Source organism: Microcoleus sp. MON1_C1, from assembly GCF_036701945.1.
Lineage (GTDB): Bacteria > Cyanobacteriota > Cyanobacteriia > Cyanobacteriales > Microcoleaceae > Microcoleus.
Genome location: NZ_JAUBRO010000026.1, coordinates 67,084 through 91,541 on the forward strand (window position 1 = coordinate 67,084; position 24,458 = coordinate 91,541).

General features: G+C 46.9%; 18 protein-coding genes. 14 read left to right on the top strand and 4 right to left on the bottom strand.

The genetic code is table 11. From position 1 onward, the window contains the following. The first annotated feature begins 76 nt into the window (after window positions 1-76). Entirely contained in the window at window positions 77-2,122 is a 2,046-nt protein-coding gene (locus QUA62_RS16390; protein WP_333405453.1) for an ATP-binding protein, read from the top strand. After that, window positions 2,115-4,073, top strand: a complete 1,959-nt coding sequence (locus QUA62_RS16395) for a hypothetical protein (RefSeq protein WP_333405455.1) — start codon at window positions 2,115-2,117, stop codon at window positions 4,071-4,073. Before QUA62_RS16390 ends, QUA62_RS16395 begins: the two co-directional genes overlap by 8 nt. Before the next feature lie 537 nt (window positions 4,074-4,610). Here QUA62_RS16395 and QUA62_RS16400 read toward each other — a convergent pair. Further along, window positions 4,611-7,172, bottom strand: a complete 2,562-nt coding sequence (locus QUA62_RS16400; protein WP_445301671.1) for a PhoD-like phosphatase — start codon at window positions 7,170-7,172, stop codon at window positions 4,611-4,613. 145 nt (window positions 7,173-7,317) lie between these two features. Here QUA62_RS16400 and QUA62_RS16405 point away from each other — a divergent pair, with 145 nt between their 5' ends. The 5 genes from QUA62_RS16405 to QUA62_RS16425 all read left to right on the top strand — a co-directional run bounded on the left by QUA62_RS16405 (window position 7,318) and on the right by QUA62_RS16425 (window position 15,068). Further along, complete coding sequence (locus QUA62_RS16405) at window positions 7,318-9,480, top strand: CBS domain-containing protein (RefSeq protein ID WP_333284281.1); 2,163 nt, start codon at window positions 7,318-7,320, stop codon at window positions 9,478-9,480. Between the two features lie 935 nt (window positions 9,481-10,415). After that, window positions 10,416-11,282: a ferredoxin:protochlorophyllide reductase (ATP-dependent) iron-sulfur ATP-binding protein gene (gene bchL / locus QUA62_RS16410; protein ID WP_006634709.1), complete on the top strand. Its 867-nt coding sequence runs from the start codon at window positions 10,416-10,418 to the stop codon at window positions 11,280-11,282. A 34-nt stretch (window positions 11,283-11,316) separates the two neighbouring features. Further along, the gene (locus QUA62_RS16415) at window positions 11,317-12,831 is read left to right on the top strand and encodes a DUF5331 domain-containing protein (RefSeq protein ID WP_333405459.1); all 1,515 of its coding nucleotides are present in this window, start codon (window positions 11,317-11,319) and stop codon (window positions 12,829-12,831) included. A gap of 475 nt (window positions 12,832-13,306) precedes the next feature. Continuing rightward, entirely contained in the window at window positions 13,307-14,716 is a 1,410-nt protein-coding gene (locus QUA62_RS16420) for a ferredoxin:protochlorophyllide reductase (ATP-dependent) subunit N (protein ID WP_199292772.1), read from the top strand. Between the two features lie 121 nt (window positions 14,717-14,837). Next, a complete protein-coding gene (locus QUA62_RS16425; protein WP_333405461.1) occupies window positions 14,838-15,068 on the top strand; it encodes a type II toxin-antitoxin system HicB family antitoxin in 231 nt (76 codons plus the stop codon). Between the two features lie 138 nt (window positions 15,069-15,206). Here QUA62_RS16425 and QUA62_RS16430 read toward each other — a convergent pair whose 3' ends face one another. Continuing rightward, window positions 15,207-15,812: a HEPN domain-containing protein gene (locus QUA62_RS16430; RefSeq protein WP_333405463.1), complete on the bottom strand. Its 606-nt coding sequence runs from the start codon at window positions 15,810-15,812 to the stop codon at window positions 15,207-15,209. Then, on the bottom strand, window positions 15,796-16,845 hold the full coding sequence (locus QUA62_RS16435; protein ID WP_333405465.1) for an AAA family ATPase: 1,050 nt from the start codon (window positions 16,843-16,845) through the stop codon (window positions 15,796-15,798). The genes QUA62_RS16430 and QUA62_RS16435 overlap by 17 nt, the downstream gene beginning before the upstream one ends. A 191-nt stretch (window positions 16,846-17,036) precedes the next feature. Between QUA62_RS16435 and QUA62_RS16440 the strand changes: the two genes are divergently transcribed. The 7 genes from QUA62_RS16440 (at window position 17,037) to QUA62_RS16470 (ending at window position 23,866) form a co-directional block, all read left to right on the top strand. Further along, window positions 17,037-18,092: a hypothetical protein gene (locus QUA62_RS16440; protein ID WP_333405467.1), complete on the top strand. Its 1,056-nt coding sequence runs from the start codon at window positions 17,037-17,039 to the stop codon at window positions 18,090-18,092. Between the two features lie 89 nt (window positions 18,093-18,181). Then, window positions 18,182-18,373, top strand: a complete 192-nt coding sequence (locus QUA62_RS16445; protein WP_333405469.1) for a hypothetical protein — start codon at window positions 18,182-18,184, stop codon at window positions 18,371-18,373. Window positions 18,374-18,964: 591 nt separating this feature from the next. Further along, window positions 18,965-19,120: a hypothetical protein gene (locus tag QUA62_RS16450; RefSeq protein ID WP_333405471.1), complete on the top strand. Its 156-nt coding sequence runs from the start codon at window positions 18,965-18,967 to the stop codon at window positions 19,118-19,120. Window positions 19,121-19,410: 290 nt separating this feature from the next. After that, entirely contained in the window at window positions 19,411-20,079 is a 669-nt protein-coding gene (locus tag QUA62_RS16455; RefSeq protein WP_006634716.1) for a DUF3318 domain-containing protein, read from the top strand. A 373-nt stretch (window positions 20,080-20,452) separates the two neighbouring features. After that, window positions 20,453-21,451 carry a sugar transferase gene (locus QUA62_RS16460; RefSeq protein WP_006634717.1) on the top strand — a complete coding sequence of 333 codons (999 nt, stop codon included), beginning with the start codon at window positions 20,453-20,455 and terminating at the stop codon, window positions 21,449-21,451. 547 nt (window positions 21,452-21,998) lie between these two features. Next, window positions 21,999-22,436 carry an ATP-binding protein gene (locus QUA62_RS16465; protein ID WP_333405474.1) on the top strand — a complete coding sequence of 146 codons (438 nt, stop codon included), beginning with the start codon at window positions 21,999-22,001 and terminating at the stop codon, window positions 22,434-22,436. 161 nt (window positions 22,437-22,597) lie between these two features. After that, the gene (locus QUA62_RS16470; protein WP_333405475.1) at window positions 22,598-23,866 is read left to right on the top strand and encodes a WcaI family glycosyltransferase; all 1,269 of its coding nucleotides are present in this window, start codon (window positions 22,598-22,600) and stop codon (window positions 23,864-23,866) included. Window positions 23,867-24,278: 412 nt separating this feature from the next. Here the strand turns inward: QUA62_RS16470 and QUA62_RS16475 are convergent, their stop codons facing one another. Then, window positions 24,279-24,458 carry a hypothetical protein gene (locus QUA62_RS16475; protein ID WP_333405477.1) on the bottom strand — a complete coding sequence of 60 codons (180 nt, stop codon included), beginning with the start codon at window positions 24,456-24,458 and terminating at the stop codon, window positions 24,279-24,281.

Here is a 24,458-nt window from a genome sequence, read left to right on the forward strand (position 1 = left end):
CATCTTGCCCGCCCAAAGAAATACAATTTAGATGCGGGACAGCTTATCAACTTTTGAAAAGAAGAATATTTATTTTATGCCGCTAATCGACTTAGCTAATTTTAAAACTAGGGTAATTGGATGCAGTGCGGTGATGGCTATTGGACAACTTATTTCAAATGCGATCGCCAATCCGGCAACTCAAGCAGCAGCGGGTATGATGGGCGGCCCGATCGCAGTTGGGGGAGTTTCTATCTTAGCAGCGATTGCTAGTGGTATAGCGGGGAATATTGCGGCTAATGACCTCGGAAATCGGATGACGGAACGGTTGAGCAAAAATCCGAGGATTCTCGATAATCACGATTTGATTAAGGCCGCGGGTGAGGCGATCGGCTATATTTTGAGAGAGGTTGCCAAGTCCGATCGCCTAATTGCGATCGCCGAAACCAAAAAATTGCCTTATCCAGAAACAGCACTCAGTCAATTAGCCGAGAAAACTCCTGAATACTGGCTAGATGTTAACACGAATACAGCAGATTTGTCAAGAAGTTTAAATATTTCCGAAGACCAGTTAACCAAGATTTTTTCTGCGGATGCCGAGGAGTTCGATCGAGTTACCGGATTGACAACGGCAGATTGGGCAACTTTCCTCAACGAATTCGCGGCCAGCGAGGGGAAATCCTTCGATGCGGAAATTGTGGAATTTGTGGCGGACAAACTGTACGCAACTTTCCCGAAAGCGTACCGCGAAGTGCTGAAACAGGATGCGGCGAAGGGAGGAGAAAAGTTTGCCGCGATGCTGTTGAATCTGCACCAAATTGCTTTGGCAGAACTGAGAGATTTGGGGCTGCAAAATGGGGAAATTCTGCAAAAGTTGGAGGCTGTGGCAACTGGGCAGCAGATTTGTCAAGTGATGGTGAAATTGTCAGCCATAGAAATTGGCATTCGGGACGATTTGGCGCAAATTAAAACATCACTGGAACGATTTGTTGATACTTCCGCGCCTCAATTGCCGCTTCCCTACGAGTGCGAAACGATTATTCAAGACCGGACTCAAGACTTTACCGGCCGCCGATTTGTGTTTGAAGCAATTATCGAATTCTTGCAGAAAAAGCCGAAAGGATATTTTGTTTTAGAAGCAGCTCCGGGTGTCGGGAAAACTTCAATTATGGCGAAGTTAGTGCTGCTGATGAAGCGGCGCTGTGTTGTCCATTTTAACTCGCAATCTCAAGGCACTGTTAAGGCAAAGCAATTTCTTGAAAATGCCTGCACTCAGTTAATTCAAGCCTTTAAACTGGATTACCCAAAATTGCCAGAAAATGCAACTACAGATGGCAATTTTCTCAGTCGATTGTTGGGGGAAGTCAGTCCTAAATTGGGCGGAAAAAAGTTAGTTTTTGTTTTGGATGCCCTCGATGAAGTCGATATGAGCGATCAGGGGCGCGGCAGCAATGTTCTATATTTGCCAGATGCTTTGCCGGATAATGTTTATTTTATTTTGTCGAAGCGACCGGAAACTCTGCGTTTGCCAAATCATCAGGTTTTTGATTTGATGCAGTACAGTTCAGAAAGTTTGGCGGATGTCAAGGTTTATATTGACAAACGCACCAGCAACAGCGCATCAATTCAGAATTGGATTAACCGTCAAAATTTGCAGCGCGAACAGTTTGTGGCGGCGGTGGCGGAAAAAAGCCAGAATAATTTTATGTACCTGCGCTATGTGCTGAATGATATCGATAGCGGCAAGTACAGCGATGTGACTTTGAAAGATTTGCCGAGGGAGTTGGAAGGATATTATGAGAAGCACTGGGCGCGGATGGAAATGGCGGTTAAGGATAAAGAATTGCGCCGCCGGAAGTTGAAGGTTATTTATTTGTTGACCAAAACACGCAAGCCAGTTTCCTGCGATATTTTGGCGGATTTTGCTGATGAAGATGCCTTGGATGTGCAGAAAGTTCTCGATGATTGGGAACAGTTTCTGCGCCGTAGCGGTGATAGTCCTCCCGATTACAGTATTTATCACGCGAGTTTCCAAAGATTTCTCCACCGTATCGATGTGGTGCAGAAAGCTGGGGTTTCGCTGCGGGATATTGAAACGGCGATTTCTGATAATTTGTGGGAGGATTTGTACGGCGATGAGTAAGTTTAAAGAAGGGTTGAAGAAACTGTCGCCGAAAAAGCGGCTTTATGCTTTGGAAACTTTGCCGGGGCATTTGGCCCAGAGTGTTCAAGGGGAACGGCTGCATCAGTTGTTGACGGATTTTGATTTTATTGAGGCGAAGTTGGATGCGATCGGGGTTCAAGCATTAATTGAGGATTACGATTTGGCGAGAGTTTCTGATGTTTTGTTGTCGGAGGGACCAACGGAAACTGTGAAGTTGATTCAGGGGGCAATTCGGAAATCGGCGCACGTTTTGGATGGGGATAAAACGCAATTAGCTGGGCATTTATTGGGGAGATTGCTGGATTTTGAAATGCCTGAGATTCAGGGGTTGCTGGAACAAGGAAGGCAATCGAAAGATAGTGTTTGGCTGCGGCCTTTGAAGGCTAATTTAGAGCGGGCAAATGAAGGGGCGCTGCGGACGCTTGTCGGTCATACTCAGTCGGTATATGCAGTGGCGATCACACCCGACGGTAAAACCGCGATTTCTGCTTCATCGGATAACACCCTGAAAATCTGGGACACCGAGACAGGTACCGAAGTTAGAACCCTCACCGGTCATACTAGCGGGGTATATGCAGTGGCGATCGCAGCCGACGGTAAAACCGCGATTTCCGCTTCATCGGATAACACCCGGAAAATCTGGGACACCGAGACAGGTACCGAAGTTAGAACCCTCACCGGTCATACTGACTCGGTATATGCAGTGGCGATCGCAGCCGACGGCCTCACAGCGATTTCCGCTTCATCGGATAACACCCTGAAAATCTGGGACACCGAGACAGGTACCGAAGTTAGAACCCTCACCGGTCATACTAGCGGGGTATATGCAGTGGCGATCGCACCAGACGGCAAGAGAGCGATTTCCGCTTCATGGGATAGAACCCTGAAAATCTGGGACACCGAGACAGGTACCGAAGTTATAACCCTCACCGGTCATACTGACTGGATAACAGCAGTGGCGATCGCACCAGACGGCAAGAGAGCGATTTCCGCTTCATTGGATGAAACCCTGAAAATCTGGGACACCGAGACAGGAACCGAAGTTAGAACCCTCAGCGGTCATACTGATTTGGTAAATGCAGTGGCGATCGCACCAGACGGCAAGAGAGCGATTTCCGCTTCATGGGATGAAACCCTGAAAATCTGGGACACCGAGACAGGAACCGAAGTTAGAACCCTCACCAGTCATACTAGCAAGGTAACAGCAGTGGCGATCGCACCAGACGGCAAAAGAGCGATTTCCGCTTCATTGGATAAAACCCTGAAAATTTGGGACACGGAGACAGGAACCGAAGTTAGAACCCTCACCGGTCATACTGGCTGGGTAGAAGCAGTGGCAATCGCACCAGACGGCAAAAGAGCGATTTCCGCTTCATTGGATAAAACCCTGAAAATCTGGGACACCGAGACAGGAACCGAAGTTAGAACCCTCAGCGGTCATACTGACTCGGTAACATCAGTGGCAATCGCACCAGACGGCAAGAGAGCGATTTCCGCTTCATGGGATAAAACCCTGAAAATCTGGGACACCGAGACAGGAACCGAAGTTAGAACCCTCAGCGGTCATACTGACCCGGTAACAGCAGTGGCGATCGCACCAGACGGCCTCACAGTGATTTCCGCTTCAGGGGATAACACCCTGAAAATCTGGGACACCGAGACAGGAACCGAAGTTAGAACCCTCAGCGGTCATACTGACCCGGTAAATGCAGTGGCGATCGCACGCGACGGAAAAACAGCGATTTCCGCTTCATTGGATAAAACCCTGAAAATCTGGGATCTGCTTAGTGGCAAAGAAATTGCTAGTTTCAGCGGAGAACATGGGTTTATTTGCTGTGCGATCGCACCTGATGGGGTGACAGTTGTAGCGGGCGATGTGTTCGGCCGGGTGCATTTCCTGCGATCGGAGGGAGTTAGCGGCGGGCGATAATCCAAGAAACCGGGTTTTTGCCCGAATCTGTCGGTTGTAACGAAGTATTTCGGTAAAAACCCGGTTTCTGGGCCACCCGCCGATCCAAGAAACCGGGTTTTTGTCCGAATCTGTGGGTTATAACGAGGTATTGTCGTAAAAACCCGGTTTCTGGGGCCCCGCTATCGGGTTTTTTGGTGATGGGCGATTCCCTACGGGATAGCTACACTTCACGGGTTTTTTGTTGATGTGCGATCGAATTTGAGAGAAATGTGCGATCGAATTCGATTTGTTAGTCCGTTAGTTTGTCCGCGCAGGGAAAGCCAGTTGGTTCGTCGGCGAGTCCGCCAGGGGTTGAAACCCCTGTCTCAAAGCGAAAGTCCTCTCAAGAGGACTGAAGAGTTAGTTGATGTACATCGCTTTGAGGCAAATCTTCAGTCGGTTTCAACCGACTTTAGCTATGAGACGGGGGTTTCAACCCCCGGCGGACACTGCCACCAACTCATCACAATATTGTACCAATATCCAAATCCCCGACTTCTTCAAGAAATCGGTAATCTAATCATCCTCATCCAATCCCAGCGGCACAAAATATTGACTGTAAACCACACTATCCGGCTCCCAAAGCGGCCGCCAATAAACATTTTGCATCACCGCTTTCTCCCCATCACCATCAGCAGGCCACTGAAAACTGACGATCGCAATATTGCTATATCCCACAATCTCATCACCCTCTTGCAGCCAGCGATTGCGCCACAACAGCGATATAAAATTCCACAACCTACGCAGCAGTGACAATTGTTTATTTTTATGCGATCTATTTGACGGAGTTCCCTTTTCTAGCTTCAAAAATACCCGAGCTCTTTGCCGTTTAATCCAGTCAATCCGATAGCCCCAATCAGGCATAGATTGTCTATTTCTGAGACCAGCCGCCACAGCCTTCTTTCTGCTCATCCTCGAAATATTCATTAATTCCAGCGGCTCATTCCATCCCAAACATTGGTGCGATCGCTCAGGAAGCAACGACTTAATCTTAGTATGAATTAAATGCGTTGTCCACTCCTCATTGATAAAAGCACTAGCAGTCAACTGCGCCAGCACAGAATATTGACAACTTGACTTATAATTCGCCCCCCTCAAAGGCTCAATATTCGGTCGAGAATCGCCAAAATGACAATCATACCAATAACTCAGCCGCACAGCAGCAGCATAGTGAATATCCCCCGTCAACACAATCACCCGATCGCGCTGTTTAAAAAATTCCACCAACAGCTTCACAAAAGCTAACTCATGAAAATTCCAAGCATCCCCCGCATCACTACTAAAAACCTTCCCCTGTGCCACATCCCACTTTTGCACCGCATCAATAATCCACAAACCCACCAAATTTGTCGGCACAACCACCAGCGTCGCCTCAATCTCAAACTCCCCAGTTTTATTCAGCAAATCCGTCTCCTTCAAAGGTTCCTGAATTTGCTCCTCAAAACCTTTGTGAGTCAAAAGCATCGGCGGATCGAGCGGGCTTTCCACCGGATACCCCCGCGAACTCCGCGTATCCAGCACAATTACCTCGTGCTTAAAACTTCTCACAATAAAATGCCAATTCAAAACCTCATTTACACCCTCACAATCCCGATCCAAAATAAAAACATCTTCATCTAATTTCAACTTCGGTAAATGTGTTTTCGGATCGAGCCTTGGAATTCCTAAATACGAAGCCGCATCCTCCCAAGCAGAAACATCAGTTCCCGCCGAAGCCGACCATTTTTCCGCAGCCTTTAATAATTTATCTCCCGGTTTTTCGCGATCGAACTGTGCGGGCGTATTTCCCCAAGCCTGAAACACAGCGTAAGCCAGCAAAGCATTCTGCACCACCCGCCGTCCCAGCGGCTTCCCCAGCACCCGGTAACACCACTCTCGATTCAAATACAAATCGTCGCTAATATCATGATCGTCGCAAATCATATAAGTAGGAATATTCGCTAGCGCCCTCCTCACCCTCCACAAATTGCGAGCAAAACCGTCAAGTTCAACAACTTCTCTATCCCAGACTTTTGCCGGCTTAGAATTTGGACAAATATCCTTACCCTTCGGAAAACGCGCGCACCAAAGTATCGGCGACCAAACTAACAAATACATCGCGCAATATTCCCCCAAACTGAACAAATGACTTTTAGCCTTGTCCGGTTTATTCACCAACATCCCCGTAAAGCCGCCAAAATCTCTGGCAATATCGCTGCGAGTCCCCGGCTGTAACTCAATTGGTTTTTTGTACTGATACTCATCAGCCTCAGAGAGTTTCTGAATAGGGGACTCTTTAAAAATTTCCCTCTCTTCGCCAACTGCATTTTCGTTTTGCGAATTTTTAGGTATACTGATACACAAATTCTTTTTAATTTGGGCATCATCCATCAGGGGTAGACTCTCTTCCCAGCCCAACAGTGTATCGCCAGCATCAGTCAAAGCCCACAGCATCGCATCGGCCACGTCGTCGCCATAAATTTGGTCGCCGGTTAAAAACAGTTGGTGGGGCCTGCTATTTGCCGTACCTGCAAACTGTTCGATCGAATTATCCAAGATTGGCAGCGCATCTCTGCCGTCTCCGTGGGGCTTGCGACAAGAACCGTGAACGATACGCAAATAGTTTAAATCGTTCGGTGGCAGGGCAAAAGTCGGCAACTGGTGAGCGAAATAACTAATCGTGTCCCGTCCCAAAGCCGACAAATCCGGGGCGGCAGGCCACAGGCAAGAAATGAGATTTTCTTTCTCATTTTCTGCGACTGCCACCCCCGACGGCGACTCGCTACTCCCAGCAAACTTGATGTCATAAGCATAAATTTGCCCGGATGTCAAGACATTGCGGTCGATCGGTTTAGCAGTCACCGCCACTACGTGCAGGTATTTGCCGAGCTGCACAGTAGAGTTCGCACCTTGGAGCAAGGGTCGATCGACAATTTCGCCGCTTCCCCCCTCTGTCGAATAAACCTTGAGTTCGACTCGGCGGGGTGCTTTCAGAGCCAGCCAAACTGTCACGGCCCGACTTTCAGTCCGGCGCAAAATCGGGCCCGCAAGGATAAGCGGCAAGTGATGAATTCGATGACTTAAGGGAGTCCACGACATAGAATTTAAAAAATAAAAATTAAATAAGGGTGTTCTAGCAATCAGATTTTAGGCGAGCCAGCATCTGTGACCGGGTTAATTAATGCTAAGTCTGCCAACCCCCGTCTGCAACTTTGTAACAACTCATTAAGTAAAATTAATAATCATGCTACAAGAAGAAAAATTACAGCATTTCGTCAATTCAGCCCCGCAGTTGCCCGTAATTAAATCATCAGAACCCGCCGGACGGCCCAACAGCCAGCCGCTCTACTCCTCACCTTTAGATCGGGCGATCGACCGCCACCCCCTCACCGTCGCTCCAGAAACCCCGATCGCCCAGGTGTTGGCTCTCATGAACCCGATGCGCGTCTCCTGTCAGCTTTGTGGGGAAAAACAACACGCTGTTGCTAGCGCAGCCAAGCGCAGTTGCGTCATAGTCGTGGAAGATAATCGACCGATCGGCATTTTTACAGAACGCGATATCGTCAAGCTAACTACCGTCGCAGCTTGTACAGTCGGACTGACAATTGCTGATGTAATGACTCGATCGCCAATTACCCTCAAACAATCCGAGTCTCAAGATATTTTCACAGCTATGTTCATGTTGCGCCAGCACCAGATCCGGCATTTGCCCGTAGTGGACGAGGACTCTCGACTTCTCGGCATCATCACCCGCGAAGCGATTCACGAAGCCCTGCAACCGATCAACTTGCTAACCAATTTGCGCTGTGCAGCAGATGTCATGACTAAAGAAGTCATTTCTGCCCCAACAACTGCCTCAGCCCTCGATTTAGCCCAGCTCATGGTCAAGCATCGAGTTAGTTGCGTCGTCATTGTCCAAGAGCAAATTCAGCATCCCGAGCTGGCGATCGCCCCAACACCAAATTATCAAATTCCGATCGGCATTGTCACCGAGCGCGACATCGTGCAGTTTCACGCCCTCGAATTAAACCTCTCGGAAATCCCGGCCGCAAGAGTCATGAGTGCGCCTTTATTTTGCGTATCTCCCGCCGATTCCCTCTGGAGTGTCCACCAGTCCATGCAGCGCCACTGCGTCCGCCGTTTGGTAGTAGTTGGCAGCCAGGGAGAACTTTTGGGCGTTGTCTCTCAGACAAGTTTGCCACAAGTTTTTAACCAATCTGAAATGTACGGGACGATCGAGCTTTTGCAGCAAGCAGTGGACGATCGAGCCACCCAATTGCAGAAAGCCAACGAACTTTTGCAGCAAGAAATTTTAGAGCGGCAGCGGGCCCAAGAAGCCCTGCGCCAAGCTCACGACGACTTAAAAAAACAAGTTGAAGAACGCACCGCTCAACTTTTAGAATCCAATGAATTGTTGAGACGGGATATTATCAAGCGCCAGCGAGTCGAAGAAGTGCTGCGGCGAAAGCAAACTTGCTTGAAAAATCAAGCGCAGCAATTAGAGCAAACTGTCCGAAAGTTGCAGCAAACTCAAACTCAATTAGTGCAAACCGAAAAAATGTCTTCTTTGGGACAAATGATTGCCGGTATCGCTCACGAAATTAACAATCCTGTTAATTTTATCTACGGCAACCTTTCCCACGCCAGCCACTACATCAAAGAATTGCTCCAACTTTTGGGACTTTACCAGCAGCACTATCCCGAACCAGTCTCGGAAATTCGGGAAGCAGCAGCAGAGATGGAAATCGATTTTTTGGTAGAAGACTTATCTAAGCTAGTGTCTTCTATGCAAGTAGGAACCGAGCGCATCCGCCAAATAGTTGTGTCGATGCGTAATTTTTCGCGATCGGATCAATCTAACATCAAGCTTGTTGACATTCACGAGGGACTCGAAACCACTTTGTTGATTTTGCAGCACCGACTCAAAGCCCACGGCGGACATCCAGCTATCCAGATTATTAAAGAATATGGCAATTTGCCCCACATCGAGTGCTGTGCCGGTCAGATCAATCAGGTGTTCATGAATATTATCGGCAATGCTATTGATGCTTTGGATGAAGAAATCCAGAAAGGCGAATGGGCGACGAGAAATGCGAAAAATTCAGCCCTGTCAAATCCTAATTCTCCATTGACTGTTCCCACAATTACAATTCGCACTGAAGTTGTTGGCGGCGATTTTGTGGCGATCCGCATTTCCGACAACGGGCGGGGCATACCGGAGGAGATTCGCCGCCAATTATTTGACCCGTTTTTTACTACCAAACCAGTCGGCAAGGGCACTGGGTTGGGACTGTCGATTTCTTACCATTTAGTTGTCGAACAGCACGGAGGGCGGCTCGACTGCGTTTCGGAAGCTGGACGGGGCACTGAATTTGCGATCGAGATTCCGATTGTCAGCGGTCATTAGTCAGCAGTCATACGATTTTAGATTTTAGATTTTAGATTGAACAATTTAAGGATGGGAAATGACTCATGAAGCCCGGGGTTTGGATCGCGGGCCTACAGTTGCATTCTTTTTTTCAACTGGTATCAGTAGTGATGGGGAAGACATCATATTCTCCCACTCCCCCACTCTCCCCATCCACTCTCCGTCTGCCCGACTCACTCCCCCACTCTCCGACTTTCCACCATTTCCTAAAAATTCACAATTTTTTACAAAACACCAGAAACCCAAGCAAAGTCAATCTTTCCCAATCTAAAATCTAAAATCTAAAATCTAAAATCCCATAACTTTGCCCTCCCCTGACCCAACTGATCCGAACTCACTTCGAGTTTGCCTCATCCACTAGCGCCTTTATGACCGTTCCAGTTACCCGCACAAGCCATCAACTGCCTGCATCCTAGCCCCAAAGCCAAAAGCCCAGATTGTTTGAGAAGTTAATTTTTGTTTTATTTTTGTACCTCTTTATATTAAGAAAGTATTCTAAAATCTATTTAAAAGCTAAAAAAAATATAAAAATAGATTTTTGTCTCAAAAAACCAGTTAAGATTCTCAGAGGTGCAAAATAAACAAATTTACTAGCATTTTCATTTAGACGCCCCCTTTCTTTTCATCGCAAGTTAGCTAATAATGCTTTCAACGAGGTGACTAAGGGCGGACTCCAAAATTGGCCTAACCCAAAGACGGATACAAGCCCCAAACAAAAGTCGTCGAGATCGAAATTTTAGTTAGAGAGAAGCCCCAGATTCATCTGTGGAGTCCATTCTTTAATCTCAAATCTGAAATCTCAAATCGACTGACAGTAAGGGAATTGCAATTGGGCTATTGCAATTGGGCGATCGAAAAAAAGCAGGAAAACCCAGCCCTCATCGTTTTGATAGAAACCTATAGGAGAACAAAGAGTGAAACTCGCAGTTTACGGAAAAGGTGGAATTGGCAAATCGACAACAAGCTGCAACATCTCCGTTGCCCTAGCCAAGCGCGGCAAGAAAGTTTTGCAAATCGGTTGCGATCCAAAGCACGACAGCACATTTACCCTCACTGGCTTCTTGATCCCCACAATTATTGACACCCTTCAGCAAAAGGACTATCACTACGAAGACGTTTGGCCCGAAGATGTCATATACAAAGGCTACGGCGGCGTTGACTGCGTAGAAGCAGGTGGCCCTCCCGCAGGAGCTGGCTGCGGCGGCTATGTAGTCGGTGAAACCGTCAAACTCCTCAAAGAACTCAATGCGTTCGACGAATACGACATCATCCTGTTCGACGTGCTCGGTGACGTAGTGTGCGGCGGTTTTGCAGCCCCCTTGAACTACGCCGATTACTGCATGATTGTTACCGACAACGGGTTCGACGCTTTATTTGCAGCCAACCGCATCGCCGCCTCAGTCCGCGAAAAAGCCCGCACTCACCCGTTGCGGCTCGCCGGTTTAATTGGCAACCGCACCTCAAAGCGCGACTTGATCGACAAGTACATAGACTCTGTACCGATGCCGGTGCTGGAAGTGCTGCCCCTGATTGAAGACATCCGCGTTTCTCGCGTCAAAGGCAAAACATTGTTTGAGATGGCCGAAAGCGATCCTTCCCTCAACTACGTCTGCGATTACTACCTCAACATCGCTGACCAGATTTTGGCAATGCCCGAAGGAGTAGTGCCCAACGACACGCCCGATCGCGAATTATTCGCCTTACTTTCAGATTTTTATCTAAATCCAGTGCAACCGGTGGTCAAGAAGGAGGAAGATGAGCTAGACCTGATGATGGTTTAATAGGTCTAGCGATCAGGATGAGGATAAAGAGGTTATGGCTTTTTTTGATACTTTTTCAGTTGCTCTCAAACAGAAGTGGTTGGACTACTACCAGGTAAATCGGGCTTGGCTGCTCCTGCACATGACGGCTGACAACACGGTCGCCACACCCGACGGCGGGAAAAGGCCTGTTTCTTACCTCATCCTGGGAATTGCGGCTGCCCTGGAGCCGGAACTCCAGCAATTAATGCTGCCCTTCTCAAAACTCAAGCCGGATGCAGACAGCCTGATCGAAGTGTTGGGGCTAAATTTTGACCCGGACATAGCGCTGGGTATGCCCTCAAATATCGCGCCGCAGACGGCCGGCACATCTCCAACACCCGCAGCAGCTCAAACTGCAACTGCTGCACCCGCAGCGGCTCAAACTGCAACTGCTGCACCCGCAGCGGCTCAAACTGCAACTGCTGCACCCGCAGCAGCTCAAACTGCAACTGCTGCACCCGCAGCAGCTCAAACTGCAACTGCTGCACCCGCTGATGCCAAATCTAATAAATTGGGCGGTGCGGCCTTAGCAGCAGCCGGAGTAGTCGCCGGAGTCGCCGGAGCCGCCGGTCTGGCTGCTGCTGCGTCAGCACTGAGCTCCGACGACGAATCCTTCGATGAGTTTGAGGAAGAAGCAGTCTCCGACTTCGACCTGGGCGATGACGAGGAAGACGCGGTATCTGACTTCGACCTAGGCGATGACGAGGAAGAAGCAGTCTCCGACTTCGACCTGGGCGATGACGAGGAAGAAGCAGTCTCCGACTTCGACATGGACGACGATGAGGAAGAAGCAGTCTCCGACTTCGACATGGACGATGATGAGGAAGAAGCCTCGGCTTTGGACGGTCTCGACCTCGGCGACGAGGAGGAAGACGCGGTATCTGACTTCGATATGGGTGACGATGAGGAAGACGCCGTATCCGACTTCGACCTAGGCGACGACGAGGAAGATGCCGTATCTGACTTCGACCTAGGCGACGACGATGAGGAAGATGCCTCGGCTTTGGGCGGTCTTGACCTCGGCGATGACGAGGAAGAAGAAGCCTCGGGTTTGGGCGGTCTCGACCTCGGCGATGACGAGGAAGAAGAAGCCTCGGCTTTGGACGGTTTCGACCTCGGCGATGACGAAGAAGAAGAAGCCTCGGGTTTGGGCGGTCTCGACCTCGGCGATGACGAGGAAGAAGAAGCCTCACAATTTGGGAGTTTGACCTCTGGAGATCTCGAAGCGGGGATTTCCGATCCGTTTGGGGAAGAAGATGCAGAGTTTGTGGCCGAAGAAATACCCGATCCTTTTGGGACAGCGACCTCAGATGACCTAGACATGGATCTGGGCGACTTGGACGATGACGGTATTGACGATTTCTCTGTATCTGATGACGATGACCTCGACGATCTCGGACTCGACGATCTGGGGGAAGCAACTACCGGAGATCCCGATGAAGATGATTTAGATGCTCTAGGTCTCGGTGATTTAGATTCCGACGATGAGGATGAAGAAATTTCTGGCTTTTTGTCGGATTTTAAGTGAGGTTGTTGCGATCGCCCGCATCTGTTCTAGTCTTGAAGTTTCCCGCTCTATTTGTGAGTTGTGAGTTGCGAGTTGTTAATTTTTAATTAGCTCCAACTCACAACTGCCAAAAGGATTTTTGCCTTAGCGAGTTGAAGAAAACTAAATCCCTGCTGTGAGGGATTATAAGCCCTCGCGCAGAATTTTTTAGCTCAAATTTTGGATGCTGCGGCTGGGGAAATATTGAGTTGGCTGCATCTATTTTTCAGAGGAATTAGCCCAAAAATAGGTATTTCTATTTATTGTTGACTGTGCGTCGCGATCCGGCAAAACAGGTGTTTTCTCGCCACTGCGCCTGTTCGCGATCGAGAGGAAAAACAACCTATTCCTCTCCTGGGCGAGATCACCGAGACGATCGCAAAATCCAGGTGTTTCCTCGCTCCGCCGCAAGTCCTGTTCGAGACGAAAAACAATTTAAACGGAGAAGATTTGAGATATGACTGCTATTACTACTAATGAACCGGAAGCTTTAAACTTTGAATGCGAAACAGGCAATTATCACACATTTTGTCCGATTAGCTGCGTAGCTTGGCTTTATCAAAAAATTGAAGATAGCTTTTTCTTGGTCATAGGTACCAAGACTTGCGGCTATTTCTTGCAAAACGCAATGGGCGTGATGATTTTTGCTGAGCCTCGCTATGCGATGGCTGAGTTGGAAGAAGGGGATATTTCCGCTCAGTTAAACGACTATGATGAGTTGAAGCGGCTGTGCTTGCAAATTAAGCGCGATCGTAACCCGAGTGTAATTGTTTGGATCGGCACTTGCACCACCGAAATCATTAAAATGGATTTGGAAGGGTTAGCACCGAAGCTGGAAGCCGAAATTGGCATTCCCATCGTCACAGCGCGCGCTAACGGCTTGGATTACGCTTTTACTCAAGGGGAAGATACCGTTTTAGCGGCGATGGCTGCTAAATGCCCTGAGAAAGCGCCCGTGATGGAATCTCAGAAACAAGAACGCAATGCTATCTCTCAACTGCTGAATTTCGGCAAGAAAAAAGAGGAAGTTGCAGCAGATGAATCGGAATATGTCAAGCACACACCGCTGGTACTTTTCGGTTCTTTGCCCGACCCGGTTGTTACTCAGCTAACTCTAGAATTGAAGAAGCAAGGAATCAAAGTTTCCGGTTGGCTTCCCTCCAAGCGCTACACTGAATTGCCAGTCTTGGAAGAAGGTTATTATGTATCGGGGATGAATCCGTTCTTGTCGCGTACTGCTTCTACGTTGATGCGCCGCCGCAAGTGTAAGCTAATTGGTGCGCCATTCCCCATCGGGCCTGACGGAACTCGCGCTTGGATTGAAAAGATTTGCTCAGTGTTGGGAATTGAACCAAAAGGTTTGGACGAACGGGAAGCGCAAATCTGGGCTGGTTTGGAAGATTACCTGCAAATAATTCGCGGCAAATCTGTCTTCTTTATGGGCGACAATTTGTTAGAGATTTCTTTAGCACGTTTCTTGATTCGCTGCGGCATGACTTGCCCGGAAATCGGCATTCCTTACATGGACAAGCGCTATCAGGCGGCCGAATTGGCTTTGTTAGAAAAAACTTGTCACGAGATGGGAGTTCCTACTCCTCGGATTGTGGAGAAACCAGACAATTACAATCAGCTTCAGCGGATTTACGAGCAGAATATTGACTTGGTGATTACTGGTATGGCTCACGCTAATCCTTTGGAAGCGCGGGGAATTAATACTAAGTGGTCTGTTGAGTTTACTTTTGCTCAGATTCACGGCTTTGGTAATGCGCGGGATATTTTGGAGTTGGTGACTCGTCCGCTGCGCCGGAATAATTCGCTGAAGGATTTGGGTTGGGGTAATTTGGTGAAGAATGAAGCGAAGGTTTAATCGTTTTTAGTAAGATAGTAGGGTGGGCTTTGCTCACCTTATTTTTTTAGGAGCCGCTGATGTAGGCGGATTGACGCTTCGGAACGCGGATGAAGTGTGCGATCGCTCTTTTAATTAGAAGATGAAAGTCAACCTTAAATGTCTAGATTATTACTTGATCCTGAAATATGCTATCAGTTTTTATCCAGAATCTGAAGGTTATACAGCCATAATAAAAGACCTTCCGGGTTGTATGTCTGTAGGTGAAACTTTGTCGGAAGCGACGGAGAACATTGAGGAAGCTAGGGAATTGTGGGTAGAGACTGCTTATGAGTGCGGCGATGAGATTCCTTTACCTGCGGCTGATGTTTAGCATAAAGGACGATCGAGTTTGAGGGAGGGTTAAAGGGCGATCGCTCTTTTATTTTTTTATGAACCGCTGATGCAGGCAGATTAACGCAGATTAACGCGGATGAAGAGTGCGATCGCTTTTTTAATTAATCGTCGCGGGTTACAAAATGTTATGTATGCTCTCAACAACTTGCTCAATAAAATCAACCGCTTCATTAACTAATAGTTGATCAATAGGCCAGCGATCGCCTATTGGGTAGGAAGGATCTATATCTGCTTCATGTGCTATCTTATTTCGGCGATCGACAATCAGATTTAGCTGTTGTTTTATACTTCTAGCAGGGCTACCCATGTTAGTAGAGACTTCTTCCCACAACTTTTTCTCGCTAATCAGCCGGATAGCATCAGCTATAGCTTCTGGCTGCTGAAAACTTTTGTAGCTGTGGCGTTGTCTAATTTCATCTTCTAGCCAGGAATCAATATTTTGTCCTGCGTTTATACCAGTGCGAGCGCTACCCAGTGAGATTTGAAATCGCGAGAATGCTGGAGGTTCAGGACGTTGGCCTCGGTGAATTTCTAACATTCCTATCCTGACAACTTCGTGAATATAGTAGTCCAAAGCGCTAACCGCTAGAACAAGTGCAGCTCTGAGCATATCTGAAAGATCGAGAACACTACTAGCTTGAGCTTTTAGAGAATTATGCACAGCAATCAGATCCCGAACGCGAGCAATACTGATGCGAAATAGATCAATTGCTGACTGCATTGGCAGTTAACCCAATAACTTTATCTGCTAGTTTATCAAAAGTTTCTCTGAACTTTTTTTGTGCTTCAAGAGTGTTGTTTAAAATTTTACCAGCCCGCCCTATTTGATCTGGCGTGAGAGCAAAAACAGGTGTTTGATTATGTTGAGACTTAGCAATCAGGCTGTTAAAACTAGAAATTTTCGCAAGGCAATAATCATCTTCAATTTTTTGAGAGGCATACATTTCATCGGTTAGTAGCATATTATTTTTTCGCAAAGATGGGACTAATCTAGCGGAAACAGCTTCTTGAAGATCATCTATCCACTGCTGAAAAGCCGCAGCAGGCTGTTTCTTTCTGATTGTATAATTTTGAACAATAGTCCCAAGCAAGCGCGGTGTAACTTGGGAAAATGGATAAGCGGCCTCTTTTAAAATCCTCATTTCTGAGGCTTTTTGAGCCCAAGCATACCATTTTGGCAAAATTGTTGCCAAAGAATCAATCGCCATTACTGAAAAGAAGTCAGGATTAGTGGGAAGTATGAAAAAATCACTGGTCATCAGTAGATTTTGATTGATTGAGCTTAAACTTGGACTCATATCAATTAAAATATAATCTGCGTTAAACTTATCTGCTGTTTTTTGCAAAAGATAAGAAATTGAACCGGGTAAATTTTGCAGTGCTTGAATTGAACCACTGAGCTCTTGTGCAATGCCTAATGTTACCTCATATTCAGCAAATCCAACATGACCGGGCAACAAAAACAGACCCTCGCACCCTTTTACTGGCAAACAATCTACAGCCTCAATCAGGCTGGGTCTTGATTCAAATGCAGGTGCTAAGCCTGATTTAATATTTTGTTCTTTTTTATAGACTTCTTCTAGCTCTTCCTTAGTTGAAGAGCCCAGAACCATACCTGTGAGGTTGCATTGCGGATCGGCATCCACTATGATTACTTTTTTTCCCTTGGTGGCTAACATCCATCCTAGATTAAATGTAGTGGTTGTTTTGCTAACGCCGCCCTTGTGATTAAATAGAGCTATTTTCTGAACCATCTTTTTTTATAGTTTTGGGGAAGTCAGGACCTGAGCTATAACTAAGGCTATGACTATTATACAGTCAGGGATGAAAGGGCGCACTTTTCCTCAACCTTTCCAGAATCCCATGCCACACGCCCGTAACACGATCGCAGGTACGATCGCCTATAATCGAAACTAGCCCAACTCTCATCAGTTGAGAAACCGCCATGAGTCAAGACAAGGAAGAAATTAGCTATTCAGAGAAAACAGAACGTCTCAGAGTTATCGGTCAGTTTATCAAAACAGTGACACCGATGATTTGGACGATCGTAATTTTAGTAGTCATCATTCCCCTATTAGGTAACTTTCTAATTTCCCAGTCACTAACAAATACGGGAACCACAGCAGTTGTAGTCTCGCCGCCACACGATTTTAGCAAAGTCAACCAAGACGTTAAAAACGCCATCCAACAATCCCATATAACTGCCGAAACTTTCGCATCTAAAGAGTTGGACAAATGGGAAACAGAAGTAATCGCGCGGGTTGACAACAGTTTCCTCGATTGGTATTTCGATTACTTCAACCAAAAAAAGATGGAGTTTACCGTACCTTTTAATTTTGTGAAATCTGCCGTACTGAACAGATTTGATATGACAGCAGCATCTCGTGCTGTTTCCGAAAAATTAACCGAAGACTTTCAAAGAGAATTTGCTAACCGCGTGCTAGTGCCAAAAAATGCTCAACTGCGCTTTCAATTAATTACTCAAGATACTGCTAATTTGTACATATCAGAAGTTAGCAAAAATGTAAAAGTAGTTCAAAACAATTATAGCATACCGCAGGTACAGTGGGACAAATATCTGAACGATATTGCTACCACAATTAGCGACAAAGGGAACGTCTCGAATTTATCATTAAAAGTATTAGTTGGTGGTAGCGGTTACTTGGTTGCTAAACCCTTAATTTTGGGAGTCGCAGCTAAAGTTGGTAGTAAAGTTACCGCAAAAGTTGCCAGCAAAGCCGCCGCCAAGGTAGCCACAAAAACAGGCGGTACAGTGGCTAGTCAGTTGGGAGTAAGTTTAATCGACCCGATTGTCGGCATCGGAATTATCATTTGGGATTTGTGGGATTATAATCACACAGTCACAGTAGAAAGACCTATTTTGCGGGAACATATTGTAGAATACTTGAAAGATGTCAAAAAGTCGCTCCTCACAAATCCTGAAAGCGGAATCATGGCAGCAATTTATCAGTTAGAAAGCGGTCTTCTCAAGTCACTTTAATCATTTAAATCGCGTCTGAAGGATGTGTGTAAATCCCCGACAAGTGGTAAGAGCCACTGCAAGAAGAAAAGGGGGTAGACCAGTAGTTAGTGCCAGCAGCGCGCGCTCCGACTTGCTACATGAGCGCGATCGAACACCCGACTGTGGGCGATCGCGCTCATGTAGCAAAAAAAGAGAAAAAAATGAATTTTACACAAGGCAAAAAAAGAGAGGATGTTGGGAGAAAAAGAAGAGTTGCACAACTTTATGTACCTAAACAAATATCCCCGAATGGAACATAAAACAAGCTGTTATACTCATATAACACTAATTTAATTGTCGCTATTTTTTCACATAAATTGACGTTAAAACAAGTTTTATTGCACAGACTCACAGAAAATACTTCGTCGATAATCACGACATTTAAAAAATGTTAAAAAGCTATTTAACTAAGCAACAGGTTTCCGCATCCAGTCGCTATCTCAACCCGAAAATCGGAATATATCAAAACTAGAAAAACACTTGATGTCTAACAGAAGCTTTCTTGATAGGGGAGGGTGCTAGCTATCCTCAAGGTCAAAAAATGCAGCAGCTTGTTAAAAGGTAAAACGACGGTAAATCACCGTCAAAATGTCCAGTAAATTGTTGTTTATTTGCTTCTTATAGCTCCGAGTAAAATCATGCCGAAAGGAGGGGCATATAAGGTGAGATCCTTGTTATATGCTGTTATTTTATTTTCATAATTTTAACTTACTTAAGAAATTATTTTAATTTTTACCTTTATAAATCCAATTTTACTAAGGTGAACAAAATATGATTATATTTTAGGAATGATTTAGAGTAGCTAGAGTTTCTCAGCTTTTGACAGCCCGAAAATAATTTGTTTAGAAGTGATGCAGTTTATAGAGAAAGACGAAAAAACTGTTGCTGTCGATTATGAGTTTCTGGGCTTGTGGCATTTACAGCAGAAGAATTTAAAACCTCCGATTGACAGAGGTAGAGTTGAGGGGGTGCGTCTTACCGATGAATCTATACTGCGAGGTTTGTAGGGAATTGCTGAAGAATTGGACGGAGTTGTTTTAGTTCAAAAAGGCATAACTTCTAAGCCGGAAGTTTTGTCGGCTTGGTCGAAATTGCGACAAGAAATCGAACCGCTGATGAAATAGTCGAAAGTCAATGATTGAGCAGGCAGTTGCGATCGCGCCCACAGAGTAAAATCAACTAAAATTGCAAGTATTGGTCGATCGACCCCCGTTACTCTACTAGATTTTGATTAAAGGTTTGCTATACTCCAGAAATAGACAGATATTAACCTTTGCAAAATCAATAGGCCGGAGCTATGACATCCTATGCAACCTCTACAGCAAGAGCCGAGATGAGTGAGATCCGGCGCTTGAAAAACATACTGCCCCCAGAACTCCAAAGTTGGGTAACAGTAGAAAAAACAATAGAAGTTAATCCTACCCTGATCCGCAGCGAAGAAATAGGCAAAGACCAGGTAGAAATCCAAATAGACCTGATCCGCTGGGAACAGCTAGCAATCGATCAGCGGAACCTCCTATTTTGGCACGAAGTCGCCAGAATCCAAAACGACACCATTCCCAGAGACGGTTGGGAAATGGCAGCCCTCGCCATTGGTTTAGGCGGCGCCGTCGGTGAACTTTGGGTGCAAGACGGCTTACTGCTGTTACTGGCCCTATCCCTGTGCGGCGTCTCCGGCTGGAGACTTTTCCAAAAAAATAACGGAGAGAAAAGTTTAAAAGAAGCAGTAGACGCCGACGAAAAAGCCCTCGCCCTCGCCACCCGCTTTGGCTACACTCTCCCAAACGCCTACAAAAGCCTCGGCAGCGCCTTGAAAACCTTAATCGAGCAAACCTCCAAAAAACAGCAGCGGGCTAAATACGAAGCTCGTCTCCAGGCCCTCAAACGCAACGCAGCCAAAGCCAAAGCCAAAGTCAAACCCATCACCCGCGAAACATCCCAGTCAGAAAACGTCTACAATTCTTAACCTTATCCCCCGACGCTGGTTACGGGGGTTTTCCAGTTAACCGTTAACTGTTGACTTCTGTGTTAGCTGTTAACTGTTAACTGCCATGGCTATCCGGTGCAAGACAGGCACGAAAATTATTAGCGACAAGATTAATCGACCTGAATCCACAAAAATCTTGATTCCGATGTCAAAGTTTGGCAGCGACTGCGTTCAAAAATCTTTGGGTCAAAACTGGCACTGTTAGACTCAAGTCTATTTTTGCCTTTGATATCATTCTGGGCCGGCGAGTGGGCAGGCGTTTGTGTAAAGTTTGTATAAAGCTAGCATAAGGAGGAGCTGCTAGGACAGAATAGGCTAAAGACATCAGCTTGAAATTTGAAACCAGGACTTCATGGTCAGTCAAACCCCAGAGGCAGATTTTCGGGTAACGTACTCGGACGAGATTCCCTCAGTTCACATACCCGTGCGCTTGAGCGTACTTGAAGCCGTAAACTTCAAGACAACCTGCCAGCAACTTTTTTCGGGCAGCACCGTTCCCAGCAAGATTGTCCTAGACTTCAGTCAGACGACATTCATCGACAGTAGCGGGATCGGTGCTTTAGTCAGCAATCTGAAATTTGCCAAACAGCGGGATAGCGACTTGGTGCTCCGAAGCCTCAAGCCGCAGGTGATGGCAGTATTTGCTCTCACCAGCCTAGATCAAGTGCTGACGATCGAGCAGCCCTCTGCAACCTCAACTCCCACAGAGAACAACCCGTCGGACAATCAGCTACCGATGACGCACCCCTCAGTGCAATCGTGGGTGAAGCGGCTGATAGATATCGTTGGGGCAATCGTCGGTTTGATAATTACAGGAATTTTGCTCGTACCCATAGCTGCAGCTATCACTATCAACGATCCAGGTCCGATATTTTTCGGTCAAACCCGCTGTGGCTGGATGGGCAGACAATTTCGGATTTGGAAATTTCGATCGATGTGTACCAACGCCGAAGCCATGAAAGCCCAAATCAAAAACCAGGCTTCTGGCGCATTTTTCAAAAATGACAACGACCCGCGGATTACCAAAGTCGGGCGCATCTTACGCAAAACCAGCCTCGACGAACTGCCGCAGTTTTGGAACGTGCTCAAAGGCGAAATGAGTCTCGTTGGCACTAGACCGCCTACCCCAGACGAAGTTGAGCGTTACGAAGTCCCTCAGTGGCAGCGTTTGGATGTCAAACCCGGGATGACAGGCGAATGGCAAGTCAACGGTCGCTCTCAAGTCCGCGATTTTGAAGATGTCATCCGTTTAGATTTAAAATACCAACAAAACTGGAGCCTGGTGTATGACCTCAAACTAATTGTCAAAACTGTAACAGTCCTATTTAACAAAAATAGTGGCGCTGTGTAGGAACCCTCAACAACCCACCGCTGAACTTTGAGGTGCTGTTGCCGACGGGGGGCGGGAACTCGAACTCGATACTTAGTCAAGCAGACGATCGCTAGCGATAGCTACGTTAGCATTAAGTGTTAAAATTCACACGCCCAGAAAATGCACAGCTAGTTGCCAGCTCTGCAATCAGAGCATTAATAATTAGCAATTGGCCAGTTCGAGGTCATACTCGAATGATCCCAGCATGATTTTCGAGGACGAGAAGAACTCACCTGTGTTTAGAAAAGTACCGACTGCTAACACGGTCGAAGCTTAAATCACTTCCTCGCAAGCTGACTCGGGAATTTTCCCTATTTAAACGCCCAACCGAGGCGGGTTACAGTATCGGAAGTCTCTCATTTGCTGTGCGAGTAAATGGTGCGAAAGGAATGCTCACCTTGAGGCAAAACGGGCTTCTTCAACTCAAGCTTGACTTAACTAATATGTTGCCAAGACCTTGCCCTCCTTTTTCTCTCCCTCCGCCGCTGAGTACAGCGGTGGTGGGGGCCGACCAGGGGGAAGAAAGATGAAAGACAAGCAACCAAAGGCCGAGTGGCACCTGCAGGTTGAAACAGACCTGAATGCTTTAACATCCATTTTGGAATGGTTGGAGAATATCGTTTTGCCCATGATACCAGCGGATTTCTGGTGGCAGTGCCGGCTGATAATCAACGAAGGCTTTACAAACGCTGTCCGCCACGCTCACCAAAACTTGCCCCTCACGACGCCCATAGACATTGAGGTAAAAGTGTTTGCCGATTACTTAGAAATTGGGATTTGGGACAGGGGTCAACCCTTCAACTTAGAAGCAAAGCTGCACTCGATCATGCAAGAGCAGCGCGATCCTTTGGACAGAGAAGGAGAAAGGGGACTGGTGTTCATGTACAAGCTCACAGACGATCTTCGCTATATCCGTACCGAAGATCGGCGGAACTGCCTGGTAATGCGAAAAAACATTATCTGAGGGCGGGATACCCGCCCGGTAAGGGCGGCTTCTTTCGCCAGGAGTGGAAGATCCCCTCGCCCCCTATTGTCCTACCCGGAACCCAACCACATCCTCTGCAATTCTGCGGGTGCAGGCTCGATGCACGCGGCTGCAGGACTATTTGCTTCAAAATAAATAGTATGCGTATTCTAATTTATTCCTATAACTATTATCCAGAGCCGATCGGCATTGCCCCCCTGATGACAGAACTAGCGCAAGGCCTAGTCAAGCGCGGCCACCAAGTCCGAGTCGTCACAGGAATGCCCAACTATCCGCAGCGCCGGATTTATCCGCAATATGAGGGCAAATTTTACCTCACCGAAGAACACAACGGCGTCACAATTCAGCGCAGCTATCTGCGCGTCAACGGCCCCCACCCCACCCTCCTAGACCGACTTTTGCTAGACGGCAGTTTTGTCGTCTCCAGCGCCGTCCAAGCCTTCAGAGGCTGGCGTCCCGACGTGATTTTCTCGACAATGCCCCCTTTACCGATTTGCGTCCCAGTCGCCTTTTACGGCTGGATTCGCGCTTGCCCGATCGTCCTCAACGTTCAGGATATCGTGTCAGAAGCAGCCGTGCGCGTCGGCTTGGTCAAAAAAAACGGAGTGCTAGTTCGCATTGCTGACGCTTTGGAAAAATTGGCATACTGCACAGCCAGCCAAGTCAGCGTCATCGACAGCGGTTTTATCAAAAAATTGCACTCTCAGGGAGTACCGCCGGAAAAAATAGTTTGCGTGCCCAATTGGGTTGATGTCAATTTCATTCGCCCCTTACCCAAGGAAAGTAACTCATTTCGAGAAACTCACAAACTCAAGGGCAAATTTGTCGTTCTCTATGCAGGCAATATTGCCCTCACTCAAGGCTTGCAAACAGTTGTCCAAGCAGCCGCTCGTTTGAAACACATACCCGAAATCGCTTTTGTAATTGTGGGGGAATCAACAGCACTGGCGCGCTTGCAACAAGATTGCGAAACTTACAAAGCTAATAATGTAATGTTGCTGCCATTTGAACCGCGAGAAAAATTGCCCGAATTGTTAGCTGCTGCTGATGTTAGTTTAGTCGTACAAAAGCGCCGCGTTACTAACTTCAATATGCCTTCAAAAATTCAAGTAATTCTCGCCAGCGGTCGGGCAATTTTGGCTTCGGTTCCCGAAACCGGTACGGCCCAGAAAGCAGTGCAGCAAAGCGGTGGCGGGGTGGTGGTAGCGCCGGAAGATCCGCAAGCTTTGGCTGATGCTGTTGAGGATTTGTACTTGCACCCAGCTAAGGTGGATGCGTTGGGCGAGCAAGGCAGAAATTATGCTGTGGAGAATTACGGATTTGAGGAAGCTTTGAATCATTATGAAGCTTTATTTGCGGCGGTTGCAGCGAGTCATGCTGAGAAAATATTGGCGCCGCTGCCAAAATAAGATAACCCCTTGAAATCGTGCCTACTTAGAGTGCCAAAAGATGTTCCTAGCAGTACAGAAATAACGTTCGTTAACATAAAAATACCAAAAAAATGAAATACTGATGGTTGAGCGATTTAAGTCCCCAATATACGAGAACAGGAACTGTCCCCGCCGCCATCCAGAAAGCCCTGACTACCCCGATTAAAAGTAAAATACAGATTACTGAAACAGACTTTAGACTTCCCGTTACAGCCATTTTGATTAAAGTTTTTAGGAAAAGTTTTTAGGTTGAATTAAGAAAATAATAATAAAAATTCCCAGAGAAGCTAGCCGCGGCTCAACGACAAAATAACCTTTGATAGCACTGACTAAAAATAGAAAAAATGAGAGAATTACCAAAAATAGCAAGTCCATTAGACTAATTGTTCAGCTAGGGACTGTTTTGAATATTCCAGCAGTTACCAGAAAAGATCACGTATCTCCCAAACAGCCGATCGCCCCCTTCGCCCCCTTCGCCCCCTTCACCCCTCCTCATCCCATAAGTCACCACACCCCTATCAGCCCGACACCGCAGCCGATCGAAACAAAACGCTAAAATACTAGATATCAC